This window comes from Polyangiaceae bacterium, assembly GCA_020633205.1.
Taxonomy (GTDB): Bacteria; Myxococcota_A; Polyangia; order Polyangiales; family Polyangiaceae; genus JAHBVY01.
The window spans coordinates 168,702-189,630 of the sequence record JACKEB010000011.1; the positions used below are offsets into that span (position 1 = coordinate 168,702).

Sequence of the window (20,929 nt, forward strand, 5' to 3'; positions counted from 1 at the left end):
GTGAATCTTAAACCCAGGCTTCAGCCGACTGCGCCGATTGGCCCGGCTAGCTGCGCCCGAGCGAACTCGACGCCTTCGTCGAAGGAGGAGACGATGCGCCGGGGGTAAGTCGGGGGGTTCAACCAGTACACCGCCGTCACCAGACCGCGCGCGATTGGGGAGGGGGCGAAGATTGCGATCCCCGCGCAGAATTTCGAGGCGTAGGGCTCGCGTCGCTTCTCGCCCTCAGCGAGCATGCGCCGCTGGGTCGCGGTCGTGTTGAGCAACGGACCCAGATTCGCGATCCAGGCGTAGGGAGCCCGTTGAGACTCCGCAAGGTGTTGGACCGCGTCGAGGAACTTGGCGAGCGCGGCGTCCGACTCGATGTGGTTTAGCGCTCCAACGAAGATCCGTTCGTCCACCTGACTGAGCCAAGGGTGGATTGAGAGCGGTCTCCACGCGCTGTTCTCCGACGGTTGCCAGCGAGCCTGCATCACCACCAGGAACGGATCAGTTCGCGAGGAACTGAAGCGATCTGTGGCTCTTTGGGTTTGCGCATCAGCCGACAGCGCCGATTGGCCCTGCTAGCTGCGCCCGAGCGAACTCAACGCCTTCGTCGAAGGAGGAGACGACGCGCATTGGGTACGCTGGGGGGCTCAACCAATAGACTGCGGTCACGAACCCGCGGGCGATTGGCGAGGGAGCGAAGATTGCCAACCCAGCGCAGAGCTGTGCGTCTTTCGGGGCCATCCGCTTGTCCGCGTCTGCAAACATGCGGCGCTGGGTCGCGGAAGCGTTGAGGAGCGGACCCAAGTTCGCGATCCAGGCGTAGGGCTCCTTCTGAGCTGCCGTGAGCTGTTCTACAGCGGCAACGAAGTCAGCGAACTGAGCGTCGGTGTCGATGTGTTTGATGTTCGCGACGTAGATCTGAGTGTCCAGCTGCCCCAGCCAGGGGTGTAGCTGCAACGGCTTCCACCTGCTGTGAGCGGAAGGTCTCCAAACGTTGGACATCGTCATCAAACTGAGCGGACGCTGCAGCAAGACCCTGAGCTGGATCTGGCAGCTTCCACAGCTTCTGACTGGGATTGTCAGCAACTGACTGACGCCGTTGTGATCACTCTGGGAGGATGTGGCTCACATCGAGGCGCCGCCGACGGTGGGTCTCCAGCTGCTTCTCCAGGCGCGCGACCAGCGGATCCGTCGGATCAATCTGCTTCAGGTCATCGACCAGCGAGGCCACCGACTGCTTGTCGTTGAGCGCGGCGAGCGCCAGCACCTGCTCCTTTGCGCGCACTTCGAGCATCGCCAAGGTCGCCTCGTCTCGGCCCTTCGGGTTCTTGGCGATCTGCAGCACTTCGCTGAAAGCTTCCCGGCCCTTTTCGAGGCTTGCTCCACGATCCGAGCGGCCCAGGGCCGTGGGCGCGAACGCAAGCCACATCGGCTCAGGCACCAGGTGGTCGACGAGTCGGGTGTCCCAGCGGGGGTCGAGCTCCACGTAAAGCGGACGCACATCGGCCAAGCTCGACAGCGCAAACTCTCCCGGCACGCCGCTCACCGCGACATCCCGCAAGAGCGGTGAGAGCGTCGGCTCGCGACTCAAGAGCTCCCGCGCGACGGAACCTTTGTCCAGCATGCCCGTGGGAACTACCAAGATGTCCGGTCGCTCACCGCGCACCACGCGCGCCGCCCACAGCCGCCAAGCGACCGCTGGAGAGCGCACCAAGAGAACGGATCCGTACGGCAATCTGCCCAGGGCGTGATCCGTCCACACCTCAGCACCCAGCTGGGCTCGGCGGTCGGCGATGTGAGTCGCTCGCTCGCTGGTCATCAGCACCAGCGCGAAGGTGAAAAGCCCCATCAAGGTCGCCGCTGGGCGCGCCAGGGGAATGCGCGCCGTCGACAAGAACAACACCGCGGCGTGGACACCTAGCGCCGTCAGCACCGCGACCGCGCCAATGGCCATCAAGCGCAGAGGCATCAACGGGTCCGGCGCCAAGACGCTGCCGTCCACCGCAGGCAAGAGCGCGTCCGCAGCGACCAGCGTCAGCATCGGGGCGACCAGCCAACGTGTGCTCTGGCGGAGGATCCCCACGGCAGCGCCGAACGCGGCGATCGCCAGGCTCACCAAGCCGACATCACTCAGCCACGCCGCCAAGGCGCCCTGCTTGACCGCTTCGGAGTCGAGGCCAGCCACGGCGTGCGCCGTGAAGTCGATGCCGAGCTGTACGCCGGCACGATCGGAGAACGGGCGCACCAACATCGGGATCACCCAAATCAGCGCGACCAGCGCGAAACCAGCGCCGAGACCCAGCAATGCGCGGCGTGGAGGAATCGCCCCAACGACGAGCGCCTGCACCACCAAAGCAACAGCCACAGCGGCGCCTGCCACATGGCTCTCGGCAGTGGCCAGCGCGACTAACCCCCCAAACCCGAACCAGATGCGGAGGTCTGTCGTGCGGCGGCTTGGACGCACCAGCAGCGTCCCGAGTCCAAGCGCGGCTGCGACGGTCGCGCCGCCACCAATCGTGCCCTCGAGCTGCCAGGTGACCGCGAGCGTGGTCATCAAAGAGGCTGCCAAAGCGAGCGACGGGGTGAGCCGAGGCGTGAAGCCATGAGCGGCGAGCAGTCGCCGCGCGATGGCGTAGATCACCCGACCGGCGATCCCCAGGGCAATGGCGCTGACCAATGCCGTGCGCAAGTGGCGCCCCCCGATGGGCACCAAGCTCATCAGCTGCGCGAGCACACTGCTCAGCGCGCCTTCGAGTCCAATGGGGACCATCCCTACGGATCGCACCAGAGACATATCGCCGCGCCACTGGGCGCCAGCGCTAGCGCGTAGCAGGGCGAGCCCCAGGGGCAGCGCCAGGGAGAGCCAGGCGCACACCGGCGTCAGCCACTCACCGCCGGGTGACGTCAGCGGCTCGACGTGGAGCTCGGATAGCTCAGCGTCGTCGGCGTGTTGATTCCGTGAGGATTCGTCGTCGCGAACCTCGCGCTCGGACGCTGGGGGCGCACTTGGCCGCGCTCGATTCTGGCGGCTCGTGGGCTGGGCGACGAAAGATCCCGGTTTCACTCCTCGCGGGTGCCACAAGGCCGCGGATTTGGCCCAGTTTTTGGCGATTCAGCGACTAGCAGATGAGCTACGTAAGCGTCGCTTACGCGGACCCGAAGCGGGCAACTACTTGCGCTTGGCGGACTTCGACTTGGCCTGGCTCGGCTGCTTTTTCGGGGGGGAGGCTGCCGGGGCGCCGACATAGTCCGCCAGGTGTTGCGCCGTGAGCGTCGCACGCGCCGCGACCAGGTCGCCCGGCGTGCCTTCGAAGACGACCCGACCGCCTTCATGCCCTGCGCCTGGACCCAGGTCGATGATCCAGTCGGCGTGCGCCATCACCGCCTGATGGTGCTCGATCACGATCACGGACTTCCCCGAGTCCACCAGGCGATCCAGCAAGCCGAGCAGTTGCTGCACATCGGCCAAGTGGAGGCCACTGGTCGGTTCGTCCAGGATGTAGACCCCGCCCTTCTCCGCCATTTGCGTCGCGAGCTTGAGACGCTGGCGCTCACCGCCGGAGAGCGTCGTGAGCGGCTGGCCGAGGGTGACGTAGCCCAGCCCTACGTCGCTCAGGCGCTCGAGGATAGCCTGCGCCGCTGGCACCTTAGATTTCCCGGAGGAAAAATGCGCGGTGGCTTCGCTCACCGGCATCGCGAGCACTTCGCTGATGTCTTTGCCGCCCAGCTTGTACTTCAAGACATCCGCCTGGAAGCGCTTGCCTTCGCACTCTTCGCAGGTGGTCGCGACGCCAGCCATCAGCGCCAGGTCCGTGTAGATCACGCCAGCGCCGTTGCACACCGGGCAGGCGCCTTCGGAGTTGGCGCTGAACAGCGCCGGCTTGACCTTGTTGGCTTTGGCAAAGGCGCTGCGGATAGGATCCAGGAGCCCGCTGTAGGTCGCCGGGTTGCTACGGCGGGAGCCCTTGATGGCGCTTTGATCGATTGAGACGACGCCTTCCAGCTTGGCGACGGAGCCTTGCACCAGGGAGCTCTTGCCGGAGCCTGCGACGCCAGTCACGACCACCAGCACGCCGAGGGGGATATCGACGTTGACCTTCTTCAAGTTGTGAGTGCTGGCGCCGCGTACCTTGAGGGCACCCGTCGGCTTGCGCACTTCAGCCTTGAGGGCCGCGCGATCATCCAGGTGCTTTCCGGTGACGGTCTTGCTCGTGCGCAGCGCGGCGACGCCACCTTCGAAGGTCACGGTGCCGCCGTTGCTGCCCGCGCCGGGACCAAGATCGACGACGTGATCGGCGATCGCGATTACCTCCGGCTTGTGCTCCACCACGAGCACCGTGTTGCCTTTGTCCCGCAGCTGGAGCAGCAGCTGGTTCATGCGCTGGATATCGTGGGGATGCAGCCCAACCGTGGGCTCATCGAATACGTAGGTCACATCCGTCAGGGAAGAGCCAAGGTGACGAATCAACTTGGTGCGTTGCGCTTCCCCGCCAGAGAGCGTGCCCGTCGGGCGATCCAGGGAGAGGTAACCGAGGCCAATTTCCACAAAGGAATCTAGCAACAGGCCCAGCGCCTCGAGCAGCGGCTTCGCGCTTGGCTCCTTCAAACCGCGCACCCAGTCCCGCAGGTCGCTGACTTGCATCGTGCAGGCATCGGCGATGTTTTTCCCTGAAATCTTGGAGGAACGTGCGCCTTCGCTGAGCCGGGTGCCGCTGCAGTCGGGGCAGGTGGTGAAGGTCACCGCGCGATCCACGAACGCGCGAATGTGGGACTGCATCGCCTCTTTGTCTTTGGCCAGCATCGACTTCTGAAGGCGCGGGATGATGCCCTCGTAGGTCATGTTGATGCCGGCGATCTTCATGCGCACCGGCTCCTTATGGAGCAGATCGTGCAGCTCCTTCTTGGTGAACTTCTTGATCGGCTTCTCTGGGTCGTAGAAGCCGGACTCCGCGTACAGGCGGTAGTTCCAGCCGCCGGTGGTGTAGGTCGGGATGTTCAGCGCGCCTTCAGCCAGGCTCTTGTTCTCGTCGTAGATTTTCTTGAGGTCGATGTCGGTGACGTGGCCCATGCCTTCGCAGCGTGGACACATGCCACCCGTGCGCTGAAAGGTTTTCCGTACGGTTTTCTTGCCGCCAGCCTTCTCTACGGTGAGCGCGCCCGCAGCCTTGACCGAAGCTACGTTGAAGGAGAAGGCTTGAGGTGAGCCGATGTGCGGCTTGCCCAGGCGACTGAACAAGATACGCAGCAGGGCATTGGCGTCGGTGGCAGTGCCCACGGTGGAGCGCGCGTTGGCTCCCATGCGCTCTTGATCCACGAGGATCGCAGTGGTGAGCCCTTCCAGCACGTCGACATCGGGGCGCGCCATCGTCGGCATGAAGCCTTGGACGAACGCGCTGTACGTCTCGTTGATCATGCGCTGGGACTCGGCGGCGATGGTGCCGAACACCAGGGAGCTCTTGCCGGAGCCCGAGACGCCGGTGAACACGCTGAGGCGCCGCTTGGGCAGCTCGACGCTCACGTCTTTGAGGTTGTTCACTCGCGCGCCCACGACGCGAATGGTGTCGTGGCTGTCCGCGGCGTGAGTCGTCGAGGCTGCGTTCTTCTTGGCGCTCATTGCGGCTGTTATCTCACGCTTCGGAGGGCTGTGGACGTCGCTTGAAGTACGGCAACAGGAACAAGTAGATGCCGGTGAGCGAAAGCAGGGCGAGGGGCAGGAGCGGCACATACGACATCCAGACGATGGGTTCTTTTTGCGCCATCGCGACGGTTGTGGCGATCACGCTCACCACGAAGAACGCCGACACCCAGCGATGAAACTGGCGCATCCAGCGGTTCATCACTTGCGCTCCTGGATACGCAGGTCATTGCCTGCAGGGTCGCGGAAGGCGCAGTCGCGCAAGCCATACGGTTGATCCATCGGCTCTTGCACGACCTCAGCGCCGGCGGCTTGCAGCTTCTCGAAGGTGGCGTTCACGTCCGTGGTCGCCAGCACGATCTTGCCGAACGTGCCCTTGGCCATCATCTCCGCGATTGTCGACTGCTCTTGTTCGGTGACGCCTGGATTTGCTTGCGGCGGATAGAGTACGATGTTGGTGCCAGGCTGCCCCGGCGGGCCAATCGTGATCCAACGCAAGCCGTTGTAGCCAACGTCGTTGCGGACTTCGAAGCCCATCACGTCGCGCCAAAACGCGAGAGAGGCTTCGGGATCGGTTTGCGGGAGGAAGCTCGAGTGGATGCTGATTTCCATGTTCGAGAAGCTAGTTCTCCCTCGAGACGCGCGCTTCTCGATTCCTGACCGGTTTTGTCTTGGCGCTATTCAGCTGTTTTTTTGGGGGAGGGCTTAACGGAGCGAACCGGGCGAGTCACCTGCTTGGCCACGCAAGCGGGCATGCCTTCAGTCGACTGCTGATCCTCACGGTAGGCGCTGGGTGACACTCCAACCAGTTCCGTGAAGCGTGTGCTGAAGGTGCCAAGGGACGAACAGCCCACTTCGAAGCAGGCCTCCGTCACGCTCAGGTCGCCGCGACGGAGCAGCGTCATCGCGCGCTCGATGCGCCTCGTCATCAAGTACGAGTACGGTGACTCGCCGTACGCCTTCTTGAACAGCCGACTCAAGTGTCCCGCGGACATGCCCACGCCGCGCGCCAGGGATTCCACATCGAGCGGCTTCTGATACTCGCGATCCATGCGATCGCGCACCCGCCTGAGCTTGACCAGATCCTTCAGGTAGTCGTCGCGGGTGTTGGTCACTGAGCGGATCGTGCCAGATGGTTCGCGGTTGTCTAGCGGGTGCGCTCTGTTGCCTTTGAAGCGCCCTCCCCCAAATCCAACGCGAGCAGCGGGATCACGAATCCCCGAGGATATGTTGCGGGCTACTTGAGCCAGCGCGCTTCGCACTCGTCGAGCCACGCCTCGTACCACGAACGGAACGTGAGCTCGCCTTCGTCGTCGACGACGGGGTCGGGAGGCATGCCGTCACCGCCGCGGTTGTCGAACCAGATCTCACCCGCGTGGGGACCGCTAATCACTAGGCGGAACCAGTCACCACAGCCGAGGGTCGCGATGGGCATCGCGCCGGCCATGACGTCTTTGCGCGCATCCCAAGATTCTGGCTCCGTTACTTCGTCCCACTCCTCTGCCAGGTCAGCGTCGAACTCCACCTTCAGCGCGCGCAGCACATCCCTGCCGATGGCCTGTTCTTGCATGGTTCCCAGAGGGTCAATGCCGAAGCCGGGACCAGCGCCTCCATTTCCCAGCGTGAGCAGGAACTCGCGATACTCGCTTGGAAGCCGAATGCGCCACTGCTTCTCGAACGCAGCGACCTCCGCCTCAGTGGCTCGAGGGTTCAACCTCCAGCGGTGTCCGCACGTTGCGTGGTATTCGTCAGCCGCGCGCTGTTTCAGCTTCTTCAGTAAATCTCGCACCTCAGCGGCCGTACGCATGGCGCCAGTTTAGCCTCGTGTTGAGTGGTGAATCCATGGGGATCCAATCCTGTGTCTGATCAGGCGATGTGCAGCGTCTCGTAGGCTCTGAACGCGCGCGCCCGCCTCTTGGTAAACCTTCGGTTAGAGGGAACCGCTCCGGTGCACAATGTCGACGTTTGCCTTCGGAAGCATCGCCAACAGTGAGTTCGTGAGCAGCACCTCGCCTTGGGCGTTGGTGAGCACCACCTCGCGAAACGTCCACGTCGTCTCGCCCATGTTTGGGTCGTCGAAGTCGAGAGCGTAGTCTAATGCAAGGCCGGGGTGCATGACGACCCCGGTGCCCTGCTGAACCGGAATGGCTGTCGGTGTCCGCACGACGCGAACGGGTAGCTGTTCCGACGCTACCTTGTTGGCGAAGGTGTTGCGATCGCTGATCTGAACCACGTACATGGGTCCTCAATTATGCGGCTGTGTGTCGGTGACGTCGAGGTCGGGCACGTCCTGGGCTCTCTCAAAACCAGCATTGAGGTGAGTGGTAAGGATCCTGAACGACTGTTCCTTCACAGCACGTTCTGGGTCGCCGACTGCTCTTGATATATGCCCAAGCACTCCAGACGCGAGTGCAACCACCGAGGGATACCCCTTCTTGGGTCTGTAGAACTGGTAGCTAGTTTGTGCGTCGTCTATCCGGATCGCGATCGCTCCGCGGTCTGAAACGATGATGTCGGGCAGCGCTGGGGCGTTGTAAAGCGTGACCTCCTCAAGGAGGTCTTTCTTCGTACGGGGTTTCCGCCGGGATTTTATATCAGACTTGGAAAGCTTTTCGTAAGCGGCGAGGTTAGCGTCCGCGCTTCGTGCCTCGTGGAGCAAGTGCGTCCTCTCTTGCATGAGCTGGTTGAGCCAACTCCTCAGTGTCTCGGACTTTGCTGGTGCACCGAAACAAAAGAGAGCCGTGAGCGTGCCAGGACCGGCGACCAGTTTCGCCTTCCCAATCTGCCGTAGTGCGTCGAAGAACTTCTCCCCCGATGCGAGGTCGCTCTTGGACTCAACGACGACTAGAACGGATGGAGCGAGCGCGACCGCCAAATCGCCAGTCCGAAGCACGGTCGGGTACTCGAACGTATCGACCACCATCACATCTAGCTGCCCCGATGCCCTGTCGAGCTTTCCTTTGGTTTCAGTCGCGATTGCTCCGGACAAGATCTCGTAGCGCTGGGGGATCAGGCCTCGGAAGAAATCGATCAGGGCGATCTCGCGTGCGGTTCCGATAATGGTTCCGTGGGAAGCCACGGCGGCAAACATGTCCGCTTGGGCGCGCAAGTGGGTTTGCTGGATGCGTGGTAGGTCTGATGGACGGCCCTGCATGAACCGTATTGCTCCGTGGTTTGCTCAATGCGTGGCCGGCGTGCAGTCCGCAGCTGTCACGCGTGTCTTTCGAAGCGTTGCGCCCGCGTGGGTGCCAAGCTCCACCCGGTCGGAAGCAGAGACGGATTCTGCTTCACCGCTTCGAACTCCTCGGGGGTGATCTCGGCGATGATGACCGCGAACGGCACTTCATGACTTGGGCGGAAGCGGAACGGTGTGACACCACCGGTCGAGACGGTCGCGACGTTCACTTCGAGGAGCTTGATCGGCTCTCTGGGCGAGGCTTCGTTGTCCCCGAAGAAGCGCCAGACCTCAACAAGGTGGGGCTCCACCTCGAAGTGATGGCGGATCAGGTCCGTCGCGACTTGCTCCTTGTCGGACACTTGGAAGAGGGTAGCACGCACCAGGTTTGCCTCCTTGGCTCCACGAGTCGTCGCACCCGCCCAGCGAATTGCGTGGCTTTCGCTCTAGCCAGCTGAAATCTCGCACCTCAGCGGCCGTACGCATGGCGCCATGTTTAAGCTCGGCTTTGGCCTCGAAATCGGCAATTTGTTGCATTCTCACGGGGCGCGCTTCGGGTTAGATCGCCGCCAGGCGCTTGCCCAATCCTAGGATTTAGCGCAAGGCGTCAGCTGCTCTGTGGTCGCGAGATGGTCTCGGCGGCTCCGGAGCCCAACTGCTCGGGTCAGCTCGGGAAATCTCGAGGTGGCGTGAGCGCTCGCAAGCAAGGAAACGACCTGTGGCCCGCTTCATCGACGAGCTCAAGAGAACCCACGACAACAACTCGCTGCGCGCATCGGACATCGGCTCCGAGGTCGTGCTGTTTGGCTGGGTGAATAATCGTCGAGATCACGGCTCCATCATCTTCGTCGACTTGCGAGATCGCGAAGGTCTGACCCAGATCGTCTTCGACCCGGATACGGCGCCCGAGGCTCACAAGCAAGCGGAAGCGCTGCGCGGTGAGTGGTGCGTCGGCATCAAGGGCAAGGTGCGCTCACGCGGCATGCAGATGAGCAAGAAGACCGGTGAGATGGTCAGCGCCACCAACCCCAACCTGGCTACCGGTGAGGTCGAAGTCGAGGTGATGGAGGCGACGGTCTTCAACAAGAGTGAGACGCCGCCCTTCGAGCTGCTCGACAAGGTCGACACCAAGGAAGAGATCCGCCTGCAGTATCGCTTCCTGGATTTACGCCGGGCGCCCCTGCAGCGCGCGCTGCGCATGCGCCACAACCTGAACCAAGCCGCGCGGAACTACTTGAGCGAGGCCGGCTGCCTCGAGCTCGAGACGCCGTTCTTGGTCAAGTACACCCCGGGTGGCGCGCGTAACTTCCTGGTGCCGAGCCGCACTTCCGCGGGGAAATTCTATGCGCTGGCTGAGAGTCCGCAGCTCTTCAAGCAGCTGTTCATGGTGGCCGGCTACGAAAAGTACTTCCAGATCGTGCGCTGCTTCCGCGACGAGGACCTGCGCATCGATCGCCAGCCTGAGTTCACCCAGATCGACATCGAGCTGTCTTTCGTGAACCAAGACGACATCTTCAACCTGGTTGAAGGCTTGGTGTTCGCGATGTGGAAGGCGAACGGCGTGGACCTGAAGGAGATCTACCCGAGCGGTCACTTCCCCCGCATGGACTTCGAAGAGTCGATGCGGCTCTACGGCAACGACAAGCCGGACCTGCGCTTCGGCATGCCCCACGTCGACCTCACGGAGCTCATCACGGAGCACGACGGCGGCGGCATCCCGTTCTTCCAGCCCATCGCCGAGAAGTTCAAGAACGGCACCTACCGCAAGGATCTGCCGGCGGAGATCATCAAGGCCATGGTCATCCCGGCCAGCGCCAACTTCAGCCGCGCCGACGGCGACAAGCTGGAGAAGCAAGCGCGCGGTATGGGCGCCGGGGGCCTGGCGCGCGCCAAGGTCGGAGCAGGCGGCGAGTGGACCCAGAGCCCGCTGGCGAAGAGCATCACCGACGAGATGCGCAACGCCATCAACGCAGCGTGCGAGGCGAAGGAAGGCGATATCATCCTGTTCCAGTCGGGCAAGACCAGCCTGGTGCATACCGTGATGGCGAACCTCCGCCTTGCCCTGGGGAAAAAGCTCGGGCTCATCCCGGAGACTGGCCACGGCGACAACTGGAATTTCCTGTGGGTCGTGAACCCGCCGCTCTTCGAGTACGACGAGGACAACAAGCGCTGGGCTGCGGCGCATCACGCCTTCACCCGGCCGTTCGATGATCACGTCGACTTGCTCGAGAAGGATCCGGGCCTCGTGCAGTGTTACCGCTACGACCTGGTGCTGAACGGCTTCGAGATCGGCGGCGGCTCGGTGCGTCTGCATGACCCCGAGGTGCAGGCCCGGGTGTTCCGCACCCTCGGCATTGGCGACGCCGAGGCGGAAGAGAAGTTCGGCTTCTTGCTCAAGGCGCTGCGCTACGGCGCGCCGCCCCACGGCGGAATCGCCCTTGGCATGGACCGCATCAGCATGTTGATGGCGGGCACCGATAGCATCCGCGACGTGATCGCCTACCCGAAGACTCAAAAGGGCACCGACCTGATGACGGACGCGCCCGGTGGTGTGTCCGCGGAGCAGCTGGCCGAGCTGCGCGTCGCGTCGCTCGTGAGTGACGAAGGCTAAGCGCTCGACTTCTCAGGTGGAAAAGGCGCCCCATGAGGGGCGCCTTTCTTGCTTTGGGCGTGAGCACATTCACGGGTTGAGCGAGATCGCTGACGGGGCAGACCGGAGGCCGGGCTGAGACGTCTGATACCCTGCTGTTATGCGAGTCTCACGTATTGCCGCCTGTTCGCTGAGTGTGTTGGTTGCGGTTTTCCTCAGCGGCTGTCCAAGCCAGGAGTCGACGAACACCACCAACTCGAGCAACGTCCCCGCAAGTGCTTCTGCGCCGGCGGGGCCGGAGGTAGCGGTCGCGCCACTCCCGCCGGAGGCGGAGCGCAACACGCCGTCCTTCTTGGAGCCAGCAAAGCCGAGCGATGCGAAGCCTTGCCAGGCGTTGCCTGACGGAACTGGATTGGCTCACGAGATAGCCCGCGTGACGCGTGAGCTGGCGTGTACCCCAGGGCTCTTCTACAAGACGCCAAGTGAGCTCGAAGCTGCCCTCAAGCCGCCGAAGGGTGTCAGTGTTCGGTTCTCCGGCCCGCGCTTCGTGGAGGTCAAGTTCGAGACAGCGCCTACCGCTCAGGAGCTGGCCACGGCGATGGGCGTGAAGCAGCCGGTGATCACCACGGCGACCAAAGGCGCCTGGGCGACTCGCAACTGGTACCTCGGCTCCAATCAAACCACCGGGAAGCTCGACCTGTGGGGACCAGGCATCGCGTCGGTCGCCGTGTCTCATCGCGGGGAGCTGAAAGACACCATCGGCGCCGTGAAGAAGCTCACCGATGAAACGCTCAGGGGCTACATCATCGTTGCGATGCCCGACGAGGTCGTCGCGGTGAAGGACGACGAGGTCGCTTGGAAGATGTTGCAGCACGCCGTGACCAAGCTCGCCGGCATGCCGAAGCTGCTTGAACAGGAACCAGAAGCGATCGCAAAACAGCTCGGCATCGACGACCCACGGTTCAACGTCACCCGTGTTTCCGTGGGGACAGGCCCGAGCGCGATCAAGGGCATCGACATCTGGATGGCGCGCACCCAGATCGCGGCGGCCCCGGTGATCACGACGTTTGATTTCAAGGGCAAGATCGAGCACGAGCGCGCCCACGACAGCGACACCATCGTGCTGCATCAGACGGGGACGCCTCCTGGCACTTCAGGGGACGAGCACGCCTGGCATGGCCTGAGCATTCGCCCGAGCTTCGACCCGCGTAAGGGTGTGAAGCTCAAGAATGACAATGACCCGAAGGACTACACCCTCGAGGGTCTGCGTATCATGCCGTGAGGCTAGGACGATAGCCGCCCTCCTCGAACCACGCGATCCACGAGCAAGTTGGGGGTCGGGCGCGACGCAGGCAGTGTCTAGAACAAGAGCTGTCCAGCGAGGGTCAGGTTGAAGCTGATGTAGCTCAGCGATTCTTCGTTGTCGCCGCTGTACTCGCCGATCGCCATACCGCCGAGGGCCTTGAATCCAAGGGCCCCACGTTGCAGGACGATGCCGCCGTCCATCCCATATGCCAGCAGCGAAGCATCGATGTCGCTGTTCTCGACGCTGACGTTGACGTGGTCGAGCCGAACGCCGACGTATATCCAAGACCACTGGTAGCCGACCGAGGCGCCATACCCGTCCTGCGTCCAATCGGTGCCTGCGTCGCCCTCGCCGTCAGGTGCGGTGCAGTCACCGCAATCCATGTCGAGGTTCGCATGGGATACACGAATCGCCACTGGGATCGATGCTTCGTTGGCGATCGCAAAAGCGAGTCCAAGGCCTACGCTCACCCCAAAGCCGCTGGCGTCTGGCCTGGTCGATTCGCTGAAATTGAAAGGACCCTTCGGTGCTGACACGTGGTGACCAGTCAACGTCAGATAGTCCCCTCCCGCCTCTAGGAAGAAGCGCACGGGCTTCTCTCTTGGACGCGTCGGAGGCGCGGGCGGCCCCGTATCCGCGGGCGGCTGGAGGTTGACACTACCAAAGCCACCGCTGGGTCCTGGCTCTGGCGCTGCGCCTACCGGTGGGGCCGGACTGAGCGACAAAAGCAGCTTCACGAACTTGGATGTAGTTTGCAGTGTGGGCTCCGCCTTGGCGGCTTCCCTGACCAAACTGACGGCCTTGGCTTGCGCGTTGGGCCAGTTCGTATCCCCGCGGCTACGCATCACCAGGCTCTGGTTCCAGTAGAAGACCGCACTGAGCAGCCGCCCATCAGTCGAGGCGTGGGCGCCTTCGGATGCCTCGTCGAGCGCACCCTTGATACGAGGATCGACCTCCATTTCGCTCTTCGAGAGCGAGGTCTTGAGCACATCGACACCGTAAAGGCTCATCAGCGAGGTGAGGTCTGCTAGGCGACGGCTGGTGTCGGCCTCCAGGTAGGCTCGCTGAGCGGCGTCCGCGGGGGTGCCAACGTACTTCTTTGCCGTTTCGGCGAAGGTCTGCAGCGGGACGGCGTACGCGAGGCCAACGGCGCCCTCATCGAGCCGCGAGCGTGAAACCACGATCCCTCGCACTTTGCCGTCGCTGTCCACCACGGGTCCACCGGAGTTGCCCGGGTTGACGCTCATCCCCAGCTGTAGCTCCCCGCTTGGGCGCACACCCGAGACGATTCCCGGAGTGGACTGGGGATCCATGCGAGTAGCATCCAGCGGGTAGCCGATGGCAAACACGTCCTGGCGGATCGCCAGGGTAGCCTTTGGATCAGCGAGCTCGGCGACGTGCTCGAAGTCGCCCTTCACCCGCAGCAGCGCGAAGTCCCGCGTGGTGTCCACGTAGACCGTTACCGCGGGGAGAGGCCCCAGGCGTCCAGGAACCAGCACCGCGAGGGCCCGCGTGTCCTGGATGACGTGGGCCGCCGTCAGGATCAGGCCGTCCTTCGACAGCAACACGCCGCTGCCGTGTCCCGCGATGGGCAGCGCCAGCTGGTACGTCTGACCTTCGTCTTCGATGGGTTCGATCTCGATGTTCCCCATGCCGAGCACGCGCACCGTTGCCTGATCGATGTTGTCGTAGGCAACGGCTTGAGCGAATGCGCTGGGCGCGAACAGGCAGGCGAAGAGAACCGTGAGGAAACGAAGTTGGGCGAACGACATCGCATTCCTGGTGTGGGAGAGCTGGATGGTTTGGCTAGAACGCGAGCTGTGCCATTGCGGAGAGCTGTACGGCACGAACGGAGGTCTCAACGGTGTCGTAGTAGCCAAACTCGTAGTTCTCGTACTCGCTGACTTCACCAGAACCCCAATATGCTCCGAGCAGCGCCCCCGCTCTCAACCGTTTGTAGGAGTAGAGATAGCCACCCTCCACGCCCAGCGCCGCGCCATCGACGTGGAAAGGTTCGTCGCCGTTTGAACCAGGCAGGAACCAGAGAACCTTGCCGCCAAGATACAGTCCTTTGAAAGTTAGCCCTGCGTAAGGGCCCAACTGGGTCGTGCTCCAGTCGATATCGATGCCGCCGGACTGGCTTGTGGTGGGTTCGTAACAGTAATCGCACGTGAACGAGCCGCTCGCCTGCTGCAGTTCGCCGCCAAAGATCACGCTCCAGGTTCCAGCCGTTTGGAACCCAACCCTCGCGCCGTACGCGAGCACCGTGCGACCGTGATGCTCTCGATGATTCACTCCGGCGCTCAACCTAGCGTCGAAGTGGAGATCAATGTTGTACAAGGTTGGAACAATCTCGATTCCAAGCAGGACTTTGAGGTTGAGCTTGAGCGGCTTTCCCTCGGGCTGCTTCGGTTTGTCCGTCGCCGGTGCGCTCGTTGGTGGCTGCACACTGGAGCCGTAGGTCGTTCCCCAGGGATTCGCGGGGTCTCCCGTCCCGCTCGCCGGACCAGGCGCCGTAGGAGGCAGCCCGAGCAGTAACTTCACGAACGGCGACTTGGTCTGCAACGCCGGCTCCGCCTTGGCGGCCTCGCGCACCAGACCTACTGCCTTGGCCTGCGCGGTGGGCCAGTTCGTATCCCCGCGGCGACGCATCACGAGGCTCTGGTTCCAGTAGAAGACCGCGCTGAGCAGCCGCCCGTCGGTGGAGGCGTGGGCGCCCTGGGAGGCTTCGTCCAGTGCGCCCTTGATGCGCGGATCGACTTCCATCTCGCTCTTGGAGAGCGAAGTCTTCATCACCTCGAGCCCATAGAGGCTCATCAGCGATGTGAGATCCGCCAAGCGTCGGCTGGTGTCCGCTTCGAGATAAGCCAGCTGGGTCGCGTCGGCTGGCTTGGTGAGATACTTGGTCACCGTCTCGGCGAAGGTCTTTAGAGGGACCGCGTAGGCCAGACCGATCGCTCCTTCGTCGAGTCGAGATCGCGCGACGACGATCGCTCGCACCTTGCCGTCGCTGTCCACCACGGGTCCGCCCGAGTTGCCCGGGTTGACGCTCATGCCGAGCTGCAGCTCGCCAGTGGGCAAGACGCCGGAGACGATGCCGGGGGTGGACTGCGGATCCATGCGCGTCGCATCGAGGGGGTAACCGATGGCGAAGACGTTTTGACGGATGGCGAGCGACGCCTTTGGATCGGCGAGCTCTGCGACGTGCTCGAAGTCGCCCTTCACGCGCAGCAGCGCGAAGTCCCTTGTCGTGTCGGTGTACACAGCGACTGCTGGCAGCGGCCCAAGGTGTCCGGGCACCAACACCGCGAGGGCCCGAGTGTCGTCGATGACGTGAGCCGCGGTGAGGATCAAGCCGTCCTTCGAGAGCAGTACGCCGCTGCCGTGGCCCGCGATGGGCACTGCCAGCTGATACGTCTGACCCTCATCCTCTATCGCTTCGAGCTCGATGTTCCCCATGCCGAGCACGCGTACGGTCGCCTGATCGATGTTGTCGTAGGCGACGGCTTGAGCGAGCGCGCCTGGGGCGAGGAGAGTCAGAAGAATTGCCGCGAGGATTTGTAGTAGACGTCGTTTCATGCCTTGCTCGCGAAGCCTAGAAGAACACGCCCACTCCGGCGCTTACGCCGGCGATGGTGACCGCGCCTGTCAGCAGCAGCGTGTTCAGCTGGAGATCGACGGTCTTGATCGGAATGCGCAGTCCGGCGTCGAGTTCGAAGGCCACCCCGCTCTCGTCCTCCGCAACCCCGCTGTCGGTGACGCTGATGTAGTCGAGGCCCAAGCCGACGGCGAAGTAGCGCTCGATGCCCAGGCCGACGGTCGCGCCCACCAACGTGGTTGCGAGGGAGCCACTCTCGCAACGGTCTCCCGAGAAACCGTAGCCCGTGGTCACCGTCTGACACTGGGTGTAAGTGGTGCCGCTGTGGCGGCGCAAGACGCCCCCGACCTTGAATCGAGCCTTGTCCCCGGTCCAGTAGCCAAACCCGCCCCCAAAGTAGTCACTCGCGCCTTTCGCATTGTCGCTACGTTTGGTGTTGGCGTATCCGACTTCGAAGTCGAAGTACCCGCCCTTGGTCTTGCTGGGCTTCTTGTCCTTGGGTTCGTCGTCAGGAAAGGTCGTCGGCCCACTATCGAAGCGCGATAGCGTGTCCATGTTTCCCCCGCTCGAAGGCACGGGGGTGGTGTTCGCGAACGGGTGGAACGTGCCGTCGCCGGGATCGCCCGCCAGTACGACGCTGATGAACTTGGATTCCTTCTTGAGCTTTGGCTCGAGCTTCACCGCCTCCTTGGCTAGCTTGACGGCGTACTGCCGCGACTTGCGCCAGACGCTCTTGCCGCGCGCCTGCTGTACCAGGGACTGGTTCCAGTACATGGCGGCGCTCATCAAGCGGCCGTCGATGGACGCATGCTCACCGTAAGAGGCCTCGTTCAGCGTCTTGCGGAGCTTCGGGTCGAGGTCCAAGGAGCCACCGGAGAGCGACGCCTCGAGTACCTCGAGCCCATACTGGCTCATCGCCGTCGTGAGCTCGGCGGAGAGCTGCGCCGCATCCGTGCGGAGATAAGTATCCTTCTCGGTGGAGAGTGGCGTGTTCTCCTGCTGGCTCACCGGGCCGACGATGTTGCCGAGGGGTACGGCGTAGGCCAGGCCCACGGCGCCCTGATCGAGGCGTGAGCGCGCGATCACGATGCCGCGCACCAGGCCCTGCTCGTCGACGACGGGACCACCGGAGTTTCCCGGGTTCACCGTCATGCCGAGCTGGAGCGCGCCGTCGGGGAGCTTTCCGGAGACGATGCCTTGGGTGCTCTGGGGGTCCGTTCGCTTCGCGTCGAGCGGGTAGCCGATGGCGAACACCGTTTGCCGGACCGCCAAGACATCGCTTGGGTCTGCGAGCTTGGCGACCTGGGTGTAGGTCCCAAGGACGCGCACCAACGCGACATCGTGATCTTCATTCTCGTACACGACCACCGCGGGCAACGCTTTGGGGTAGCCAGGGATCATGACGGCGATAGCGCGAGAGTCCGCGACCACGTGCTCCGCGGTCAGGATGAGACCATCCGCGCCAACCAACACGCCGCTCCCGTGACCGGCGAGGGGGATCGCCACCGGGTACTTGACCTGCTTGTGCTCGACCTCTTCGATGTCGACGGTGCCGAGGGCCAGGACGCGCACGGTCGCGCGGTCGATGTCGGAATACGCCAGATCGTCGGCGGCCGCTGGGAGAGTAGCGAGCACGCATGCGAACAAGACGAGTGCAGCGAGGGAGAGGCGTGTCATCGGGGGCGCGCAGGCTAGCATCGATCCCTCGGCGCGCTGGTTCAGAATGCCTCAAACCAGAGCGACGGAGCGGTGACATCGGACGCGGCCGTGCGGTCGCGATGGAACACGAGCCGCGGCTCCAGTTCCGCACGGCTTCCCCGGTGGAACGCGGCGTCAATCGTGTGTAGTCGTCGGCGCGTACACCGGAGCCAGCGTGGGCGAGCGACCTACATCGCGTGACTACAGGGCGCTACTTCAGGTCGCGACGCTGGCGACGTCGGATGGTCGCTGCCAAGGCGATTCCGAGACCGAACAACGCGGGCAGCTGTTGGCGCTGCGTCTCCTCGGCGCCCGTCGCCCGGCAGGCGCAGCCACCGGGATTGCGCTCGTAGACCGCGGTTGGATCCGCATTGGTCGTGCCTCCGAATCCGCCGCTGCCGCCGCTCGAAACGCCGCTCGTCCCGGCGACTGCCTGTCCGCCCTCACCGCCGGCGCCGCCATTGCCGTTGGTCGCGCCGCCGCTGCCACCCGGCCACTCATCGCTCACACAGCTGCCCCCCACACAGGTGCCGCCCGTGCAAGGCGTGTCATCAGCCAGCACCGTTCCCGGGTCGCACGTGCCGGTCGCTGAGTCGCAGCTCCCCGCCTCGTGGCACTCGTCGACTGCTGGGCAGGTGACTGCCTCGCCTTTGCAGGTGACGCCGACACACTTGTCCGCGGTGGTGCAAGGATCTCCGTCATTGCAGCTGGCGCCGTCGTCCACCGTGTGCTTGCAGCCGTCGGTCGCGTCGCAGGTGTCCACCGTACACGGGTTGTTGTCGTCACAGTTCCGTGCGGTACCGACGCAACCAGAGCCGCCGCAGGTGTCGTGTTCGGTGCAAGGGTCGCCGTCGTCACACGGGATGGTCCCCGCGGAGGCGTGTGAGCAATTTCCTCCGGAGCAGCCGTCGGTGGTGCACACGTCGCCGTCGTTGCAGTTCAAGCCAGCCGTCGCCACGCACTGCCCACCCATGCAAGCGCTCGCCGACGAGCAGGTGTTCATGTCGTCGCACCCAGTTCCGTCCGACTTTGCGGTGTGCACGCAGCCCGCGCCAGCGCTGCAGCTGTCGTCGGTGCATGGGTTGCTGTCGTCGCAGGAAGTCGCTGTGCCGCTGCAGGAACCTCCGCTGCACTTGTCTCCGGTGGTGCAGCCGTTGCCGTCGTTGCAGGCGGCGCTGTTCGCCGTGTGGGTGCAGCCGGTGCCTGGGTTGCACGCATCGTCTGTGCACACGTTGCCGTCGTCACAGTTTGGAACGCTGCCGGCGGTGCACGCGCCGTTCTGACAGGTCTCCGTGCCGTTGCACTGGTTGCTGTCGGCACACGAGGTGCCGTTCGTTACCGCGGGGTGTGAGCAACTGCCTGCGCTGCACACGTCTTGAGTACATGGGTTCGAGTCAGCGCAGCTCGAGCAGGCGCCGCCGCCGCTGCCACAGGCAGAGGCTGAACCGCCGCCAACACAGCTCGAGCCGTTCCAACAGCCGGTGCAGCAGCTGCCGTTGTAGCACTTGCCGCCCGAACAAGAGTTGCTGTTCGGGGTATGGCTACAGGTGCCGTTCGCGTTGCAGCTGTCCGTGGTGCACGGGTTGCCGTCGTCGCAGTTCTGACAAGCGCTGCCCGACTTGCCGCAGGCGTTGAGCGCCGTGCCGGCGTTGCACGTGGTGCCGCTCACGCAACCGCTGCAGCAGCTTCCGCTCAAGCATGAGCCACCCGGGCAGCCGGTGCCGTCGGGCAGATTACTGTACTTGCAGGCGCAGCCCGCAGCGTTGAGGTAGCACTCGTTGCAGCCGTTGAGCAGCGGGCACTCGAGGTCGTCACAGAGCGGAGGATCGTTGCAGAGCGCTTCCTGCTGAGTCGCGACTACCTCTGATCCGCTTGCCTCCGAGCTGGCTTCGTCCGCGGCATCGTCGTTCGGATCCGCACCGGCACACGCGCTCGTCAAGAGCAACGCGGCGAGGGCAGCAGGCAGCTTATGTCGGGCTAAATTCCACATGCAAAAACCAGAGATCTAGAAGCGACCCGCTAGCCCGCCACCCAGGGGGGTCACGTAAGCTTGCACCGCGGGCTCCCCGCTGTCCCCTTCAAGGATGTACAGGGTCACGCCGGTTGCGATGGCGACGCCACCAATTGCCAGTGCAATCACGCCAACGGTCTGTGCGCTGCGCGCGTCGTCGTCGTATTGCGACACCTCAGCGCTCCGCGGGTCTGCCTTGAGGCAGCCGTTGTCGCGCTTGCACTCTGCATATAAAGCATCCGCCTCGTCACGCTTGGTGGCCGAACGAAGTAGAAAGAAGCCACCGAGGCCGACACCCACCGCACCTATCCCCAGGGAAATAAGCGGCCAAGTGAGGTCGCGGGAGCTATCGGCGCGCGGCTCTTCAGCTGGCGCGCCAGTGGGCACCTCTGAGGTCTCTGCGGCCTGGGCAGGCGTGAAGACTACCTTCACCAGCTTGCGCTGGTCCCCCTTCTTGAGGTCGACGCGCTTCTTCACGTCGGGGAAGCCTGGTGCGCGCACGATGAGCCGATGGGCCCCTGGGTCGACATCGATCACCCCGTCCACGCCGCTCAAGGGCTCTCCGTCGAGCTCCGCTTGGAAGTCTGCGATGTCCGAGCCATCGGACGCTGTCACCACGATCACGAACGACGGAATCGACTTGCTCACCTCGGCGGACCAGTTCCTGCAGTCCTTCTGGATGAAGTCTGGGCACTCTGTTTGCTCGCAGATCCGCAGCTGCCTCTGCGCTGCAGCGAGCTGCTCTTTCGCGCGATGCTCTTGGGCCTTTTCGTACGCCTCTCCGCACTCCGCTTTGGTGGCCGCAGCCTGCTTGGGAGCTTCAGCCCAGGCGGGTGACATCACCGAGCTGACGACGAGCAGCGACGTGTAACCAAGCAGACGCGAGATTCGCGAGGGACGCATGTAGACGACGAGTGTAACAGCTCAG

General features: G+C 63.7%; 18 protein-coding genes. 2 read left to right on the forward strand and 16 right to left on the reverse strand.

Translation table 11 applies throughout. The features are described 5' to 3' along the window. Positions 1–20: 20 nt before the first annotated feature. The 11 genes from H6718_07410 to H6718_07460 form a co-directional block, all read right to left on the reverse strand. Positions 21–401: a hypothetical protein gene (locus H6718_07410; GenBank protein ID MCB9585208.1), complete on the reverse strand. Its 381-nt coding sequence runs from the start codon at positions 399–401 to the stop codon at positions 21–23. A gap of 136 nt (positions 402–537) precedes the next feature. Then, the gene (locus tag H6718_07415; protein MCB9585209.1) at positions 538–945 is read right to left on the reverse strand and encodes a hypothetical protein; all 408 of its coding nucleotides are present in this window, start codon (positions 943–945) and stop codon (positions 538–540) included. A 148-nt stretch (positions 946–1,093) separates the two neighbouring features. Continuing rightward, a complete protein-coding gene (locus H6718_07420; protein ID MCB9585210.1) occupies positions 1,094–3,052 on the reverse strand; it encodes a hypothetical protein in 1,959 nt (652 codons plus the stop codon). 105 nt (positions 3,053–3,157) lie between these two features. After that, positions 3,158–5,602 carry an excinuclease ABC subunit UvrA gene (locus H6718_07425; protein MCB9585211.1) on the reverse strand — a complete coding sequence of 815 codons (2,445 nt, stop codon included), beginning with the start codon at positions 5,600–5,602 and terminating at the stop codon, positions 3,158–3,160. A gap of 13 nt (positions 5,603–5,615) precedes the next feature. Then, positions 5,616–5,825 carry a hypothetical protein gene (locus H6718_07430; GenBank protein ID MCB9585212.1) on the reverse strand — a complete coding sequence of 70 codons (210 nt, stop codon included), beginning with the start codon at positions 5,823–5,825 and terminating at the stop codon, positions 5,616–5,618. After that, positions 5,825–6,235: a VOC family protein gene (locus H6718_07435; protein ID MCB9585213.1), complete on the reverse strand. Its 411-nt coding sequence runs from the start codon at positions 6,233–6,235 to the stop codon at positions 5,825–5,827. Before H6718_07435 ends, H6718_07430 begins: the two co-directional genes overlap by 1 nt. 65 nt (positions 6,236–6,300) lie before the next feature. Further along, a complete protein-coding gene (locus H6718_07440; GenBank protein MCB9585214.1) occupies positions 6,301–6,675 on the reverse strand; it encodes a helix-turn-helix transcriptional regulator in 375 nt (124 codons plus the stop codon). Between the two features lie 185 nt (positions 6,676–6,860). Further along, positions 6,861–7,430 carry an SMI1/KNR4 family protein gene (locus tag H6718_07445; protein ID MCB9585215.1) on the reverse strand — a complete coding sequence of 190 codons (570 nt, stop codon included), beginning with the start codon at positions 7,428–7,430 and terminating at the stop codon, positions 6,861–6,863. 123 nt (positions 7,431–7,553) lie between these two features. Then, complete coding sequence (locus tag H6718_07450; protein ID MCB9585216.1) at positions 7,554–7,862, reverse strand: hypothetical protein; 309 nt, start codon at positions 7,860–7,862, stop codon at positions 7,554–7,556. A gap of 6 nt (positions 7,863–7,868) precedes the next feature. Next, entirely contained in the window at positions 7,869–8,714 is an 846-nt protein-coding gene (locus H6718_07455; protein ID MCB9585217.1) for a hypothetical protein, read from the reverse strand. A gap of 119 nt (positions 8,715–8,833) precedes the next feature. Further along, entirely contained in the window at positions 8,834–9,160 is a 327-nt protein-coding gene (locus H6718_07460; GenBank protein MCB9585218.1) for a hypothetical protein, read from the reverse strand. 356 nt (positions 9,161–9,516) lie between these two features. Here H6718_07460 and aspS point away from each other — a divergent pair, with 356 nt between their 5' ends. Both aspS and H6718_07470 read left to right on the forward strand, forming a co-directional pair. Continuing rightward, complete coding sequence (gene aspS / locus H6718_07465; GenBank protein MCB9585219.1) at positions 9,517–11,409, forward strand: aspartate--tRNA ligase; 1,893 nt, start codon at positions 9,517–9,519, stop codon at positions 11,407–11,409. Positions 11,410–11,548: 139 nt separating this feature from the next. Further along, positions 11,549–12,670 carry a hypothetical protein gene (locus H6718_07470; GenBank protein MCB9585220.1) on the forward strand — a complete coding sequence of 374 codons (1,122 nt, stop codon included), beginning with the start codon at positions 11,549–11,551 and terminating at the stop codon, positions 12,668–12,670. A 77-nt stretch (positions 12,671–12,747) separates the two neighbouring features. On the opposite strand, the gene H6718_07475 is transcribed toward H6718_07470, so the two are convergent. The 5 genes from H6718_07475 to H6718_07495 form a co-directional block, all read right to left on the reverse strand. Continuing rightward, on the reverse strand, positions 12,748–14,466 hold the full coding sequence (locus H6718_07475; protein MCB9585221.1) for a trypsin-like peptidase domain-containing protein: 1,719 nt from the start codon (positions 14,464–14,466) through the stop codon (positions 12,748–12,750). A gap of 34 nt (positions 14,467–14,500) precedes the next feature. After that, positions 14,501–16,273 carry a trypsin-like peptidase domain-containing protein gene (locus H6718_07480; protein MCB9585222.1) on the reverse strand — a complete coding sequence of 591 codons (1,773 nt, stop codon included), beginning with the start codon at positions 16,271–16,273 and terminating at the stop codon, positions 14,501–14,503. 16 nt (positions 16,274–16,289) lie between these two features. Continuing rightward, complete coding sequence (locus H6718_07485) at positions 16,290–17,969, reverse strand: trypsin-like peptidase domain-containing protein (protein MCB9585223.1); 1,680 nt, start codon at positions 17,967–17,969, stop codon at positions 16,290–16,292. A 232-nt stretch (positions 17,970–18,201) separates the two neighbouring features. Further along, positions 18,202–19,980, reverse strand: a complete 1,779-nt coding sequence (locus tag H6718_07490; GenBank protein MCB9585224.1) for a hypothetical protein — start codon at positions 19,978–19,980, stop codon at positions 18,202–18,204. 15 nt (positions 19,981–19,995) lie between these two features. After that, positions 19,996–20,904 carry a hypothetical protein gene (locus tag H6718_07495; GenBank protein MCB9585225.1) on the reverse strand — a complete coding sequence of 303 codons (909 nt, stop codon included), beginning with the start codon at positions 20,902–20,904 and terminating at the stop codon, positions 19,996–19,998. Positions 20,905–20,929 lie beyond the last annotated feature (25 nt).

Bases quoted from the DNA above. Each gene is read 5' to 3' on its own strand.
- H6718_07425 (MCB9585211.1), bottom strand. From the start codon at position 5,602: ATGAGCGCCAAGAAGAACGCAGCCTCGACGACTCACGCCGCGGACAGC.
- H6718_07430 (MCB9585212.1), bottom strand. From the start codon at position 5,825: ATGAACCGCTGGATGCGCCAGTTTCATCGCTGGGTGTCGGCGTTCTTC.
- H6718_07435 (MCB9585213.1), bottom strand. From the start codon at position 6,235: ATGGAAATCAGCATCCACTCGAGCTTCCTCCCGCAAACCGATCCCGAA.
- H6718_07440 (MCB9585214.1), bottom strand. From the start codon at position 6,675: ATGGATCGCGAGTATCAGAAGCCGCTCGATGTGGAATCCCTGGCGCGC.
- H6718_07445 (MCB9585215.1), bottom strand. From the start codon at position 7,430: ATGCGTACGGCCGCTGAGGTGCGAGATTTACTGAAGAAGCTGAAACAG.
- H6718_07450 (MCB9585216.1), bottom strand. From the start codon at position 7,862: ATGTACGTGGTTCAGATCAGCGATCGCAACACCTTCGCCAACAAGGTA.
- H6718_07455 (MCB9585217.1), bottom strand. From the start codon at position 8,714: ATGTTTGCCGCCGTGGCTTCCCACGGAACCATTATCGGAACCGCACGC.
- H6718_07470 (MCB9585220.1), top strand. From the start codon at position 11,549: ATGCGAGTCTCACGTATTGCCGCCTGTTCGCTGAGTGTGTTGGTTGCG.
- H6718_07475 (MCB9585221.1), bottom strand. From the start codon at position 14,466: ATGTCGTTCGCCCAACTTCGTTTCCTCACGGTTCTCTTCGCCTGCCTG.
- H6718_07480 (MCB9585222.1), bottom strand. From the start codon at position 16,273: ATGAAACGACGTCTACTACAAATCCTCGCGGCAATTCTTCTGACTCTC.
- H6718_07485 (MCB9585223.1), bottom strand. From the start codon at position 17,969: ATGACACGCCTCTCCCTCGCTGCACTCGTCTTGTTCGCATGCGTGCTC.
- H6718_07490 (MCB9585224.1), bottom strand. From the start codon at position 19,980: ATGTGGAATTTAGCCCGACATAAGCTGCCTGCTGCCCTCGCCGCGTTG.
- H6718_07495 (MCB9585225.1), bottom strand. From the start codon at position 20,904: ATGCGTCCCTCGCGAATCTCGCGTCTGCTTGGTTACACGTCGCTGCTC.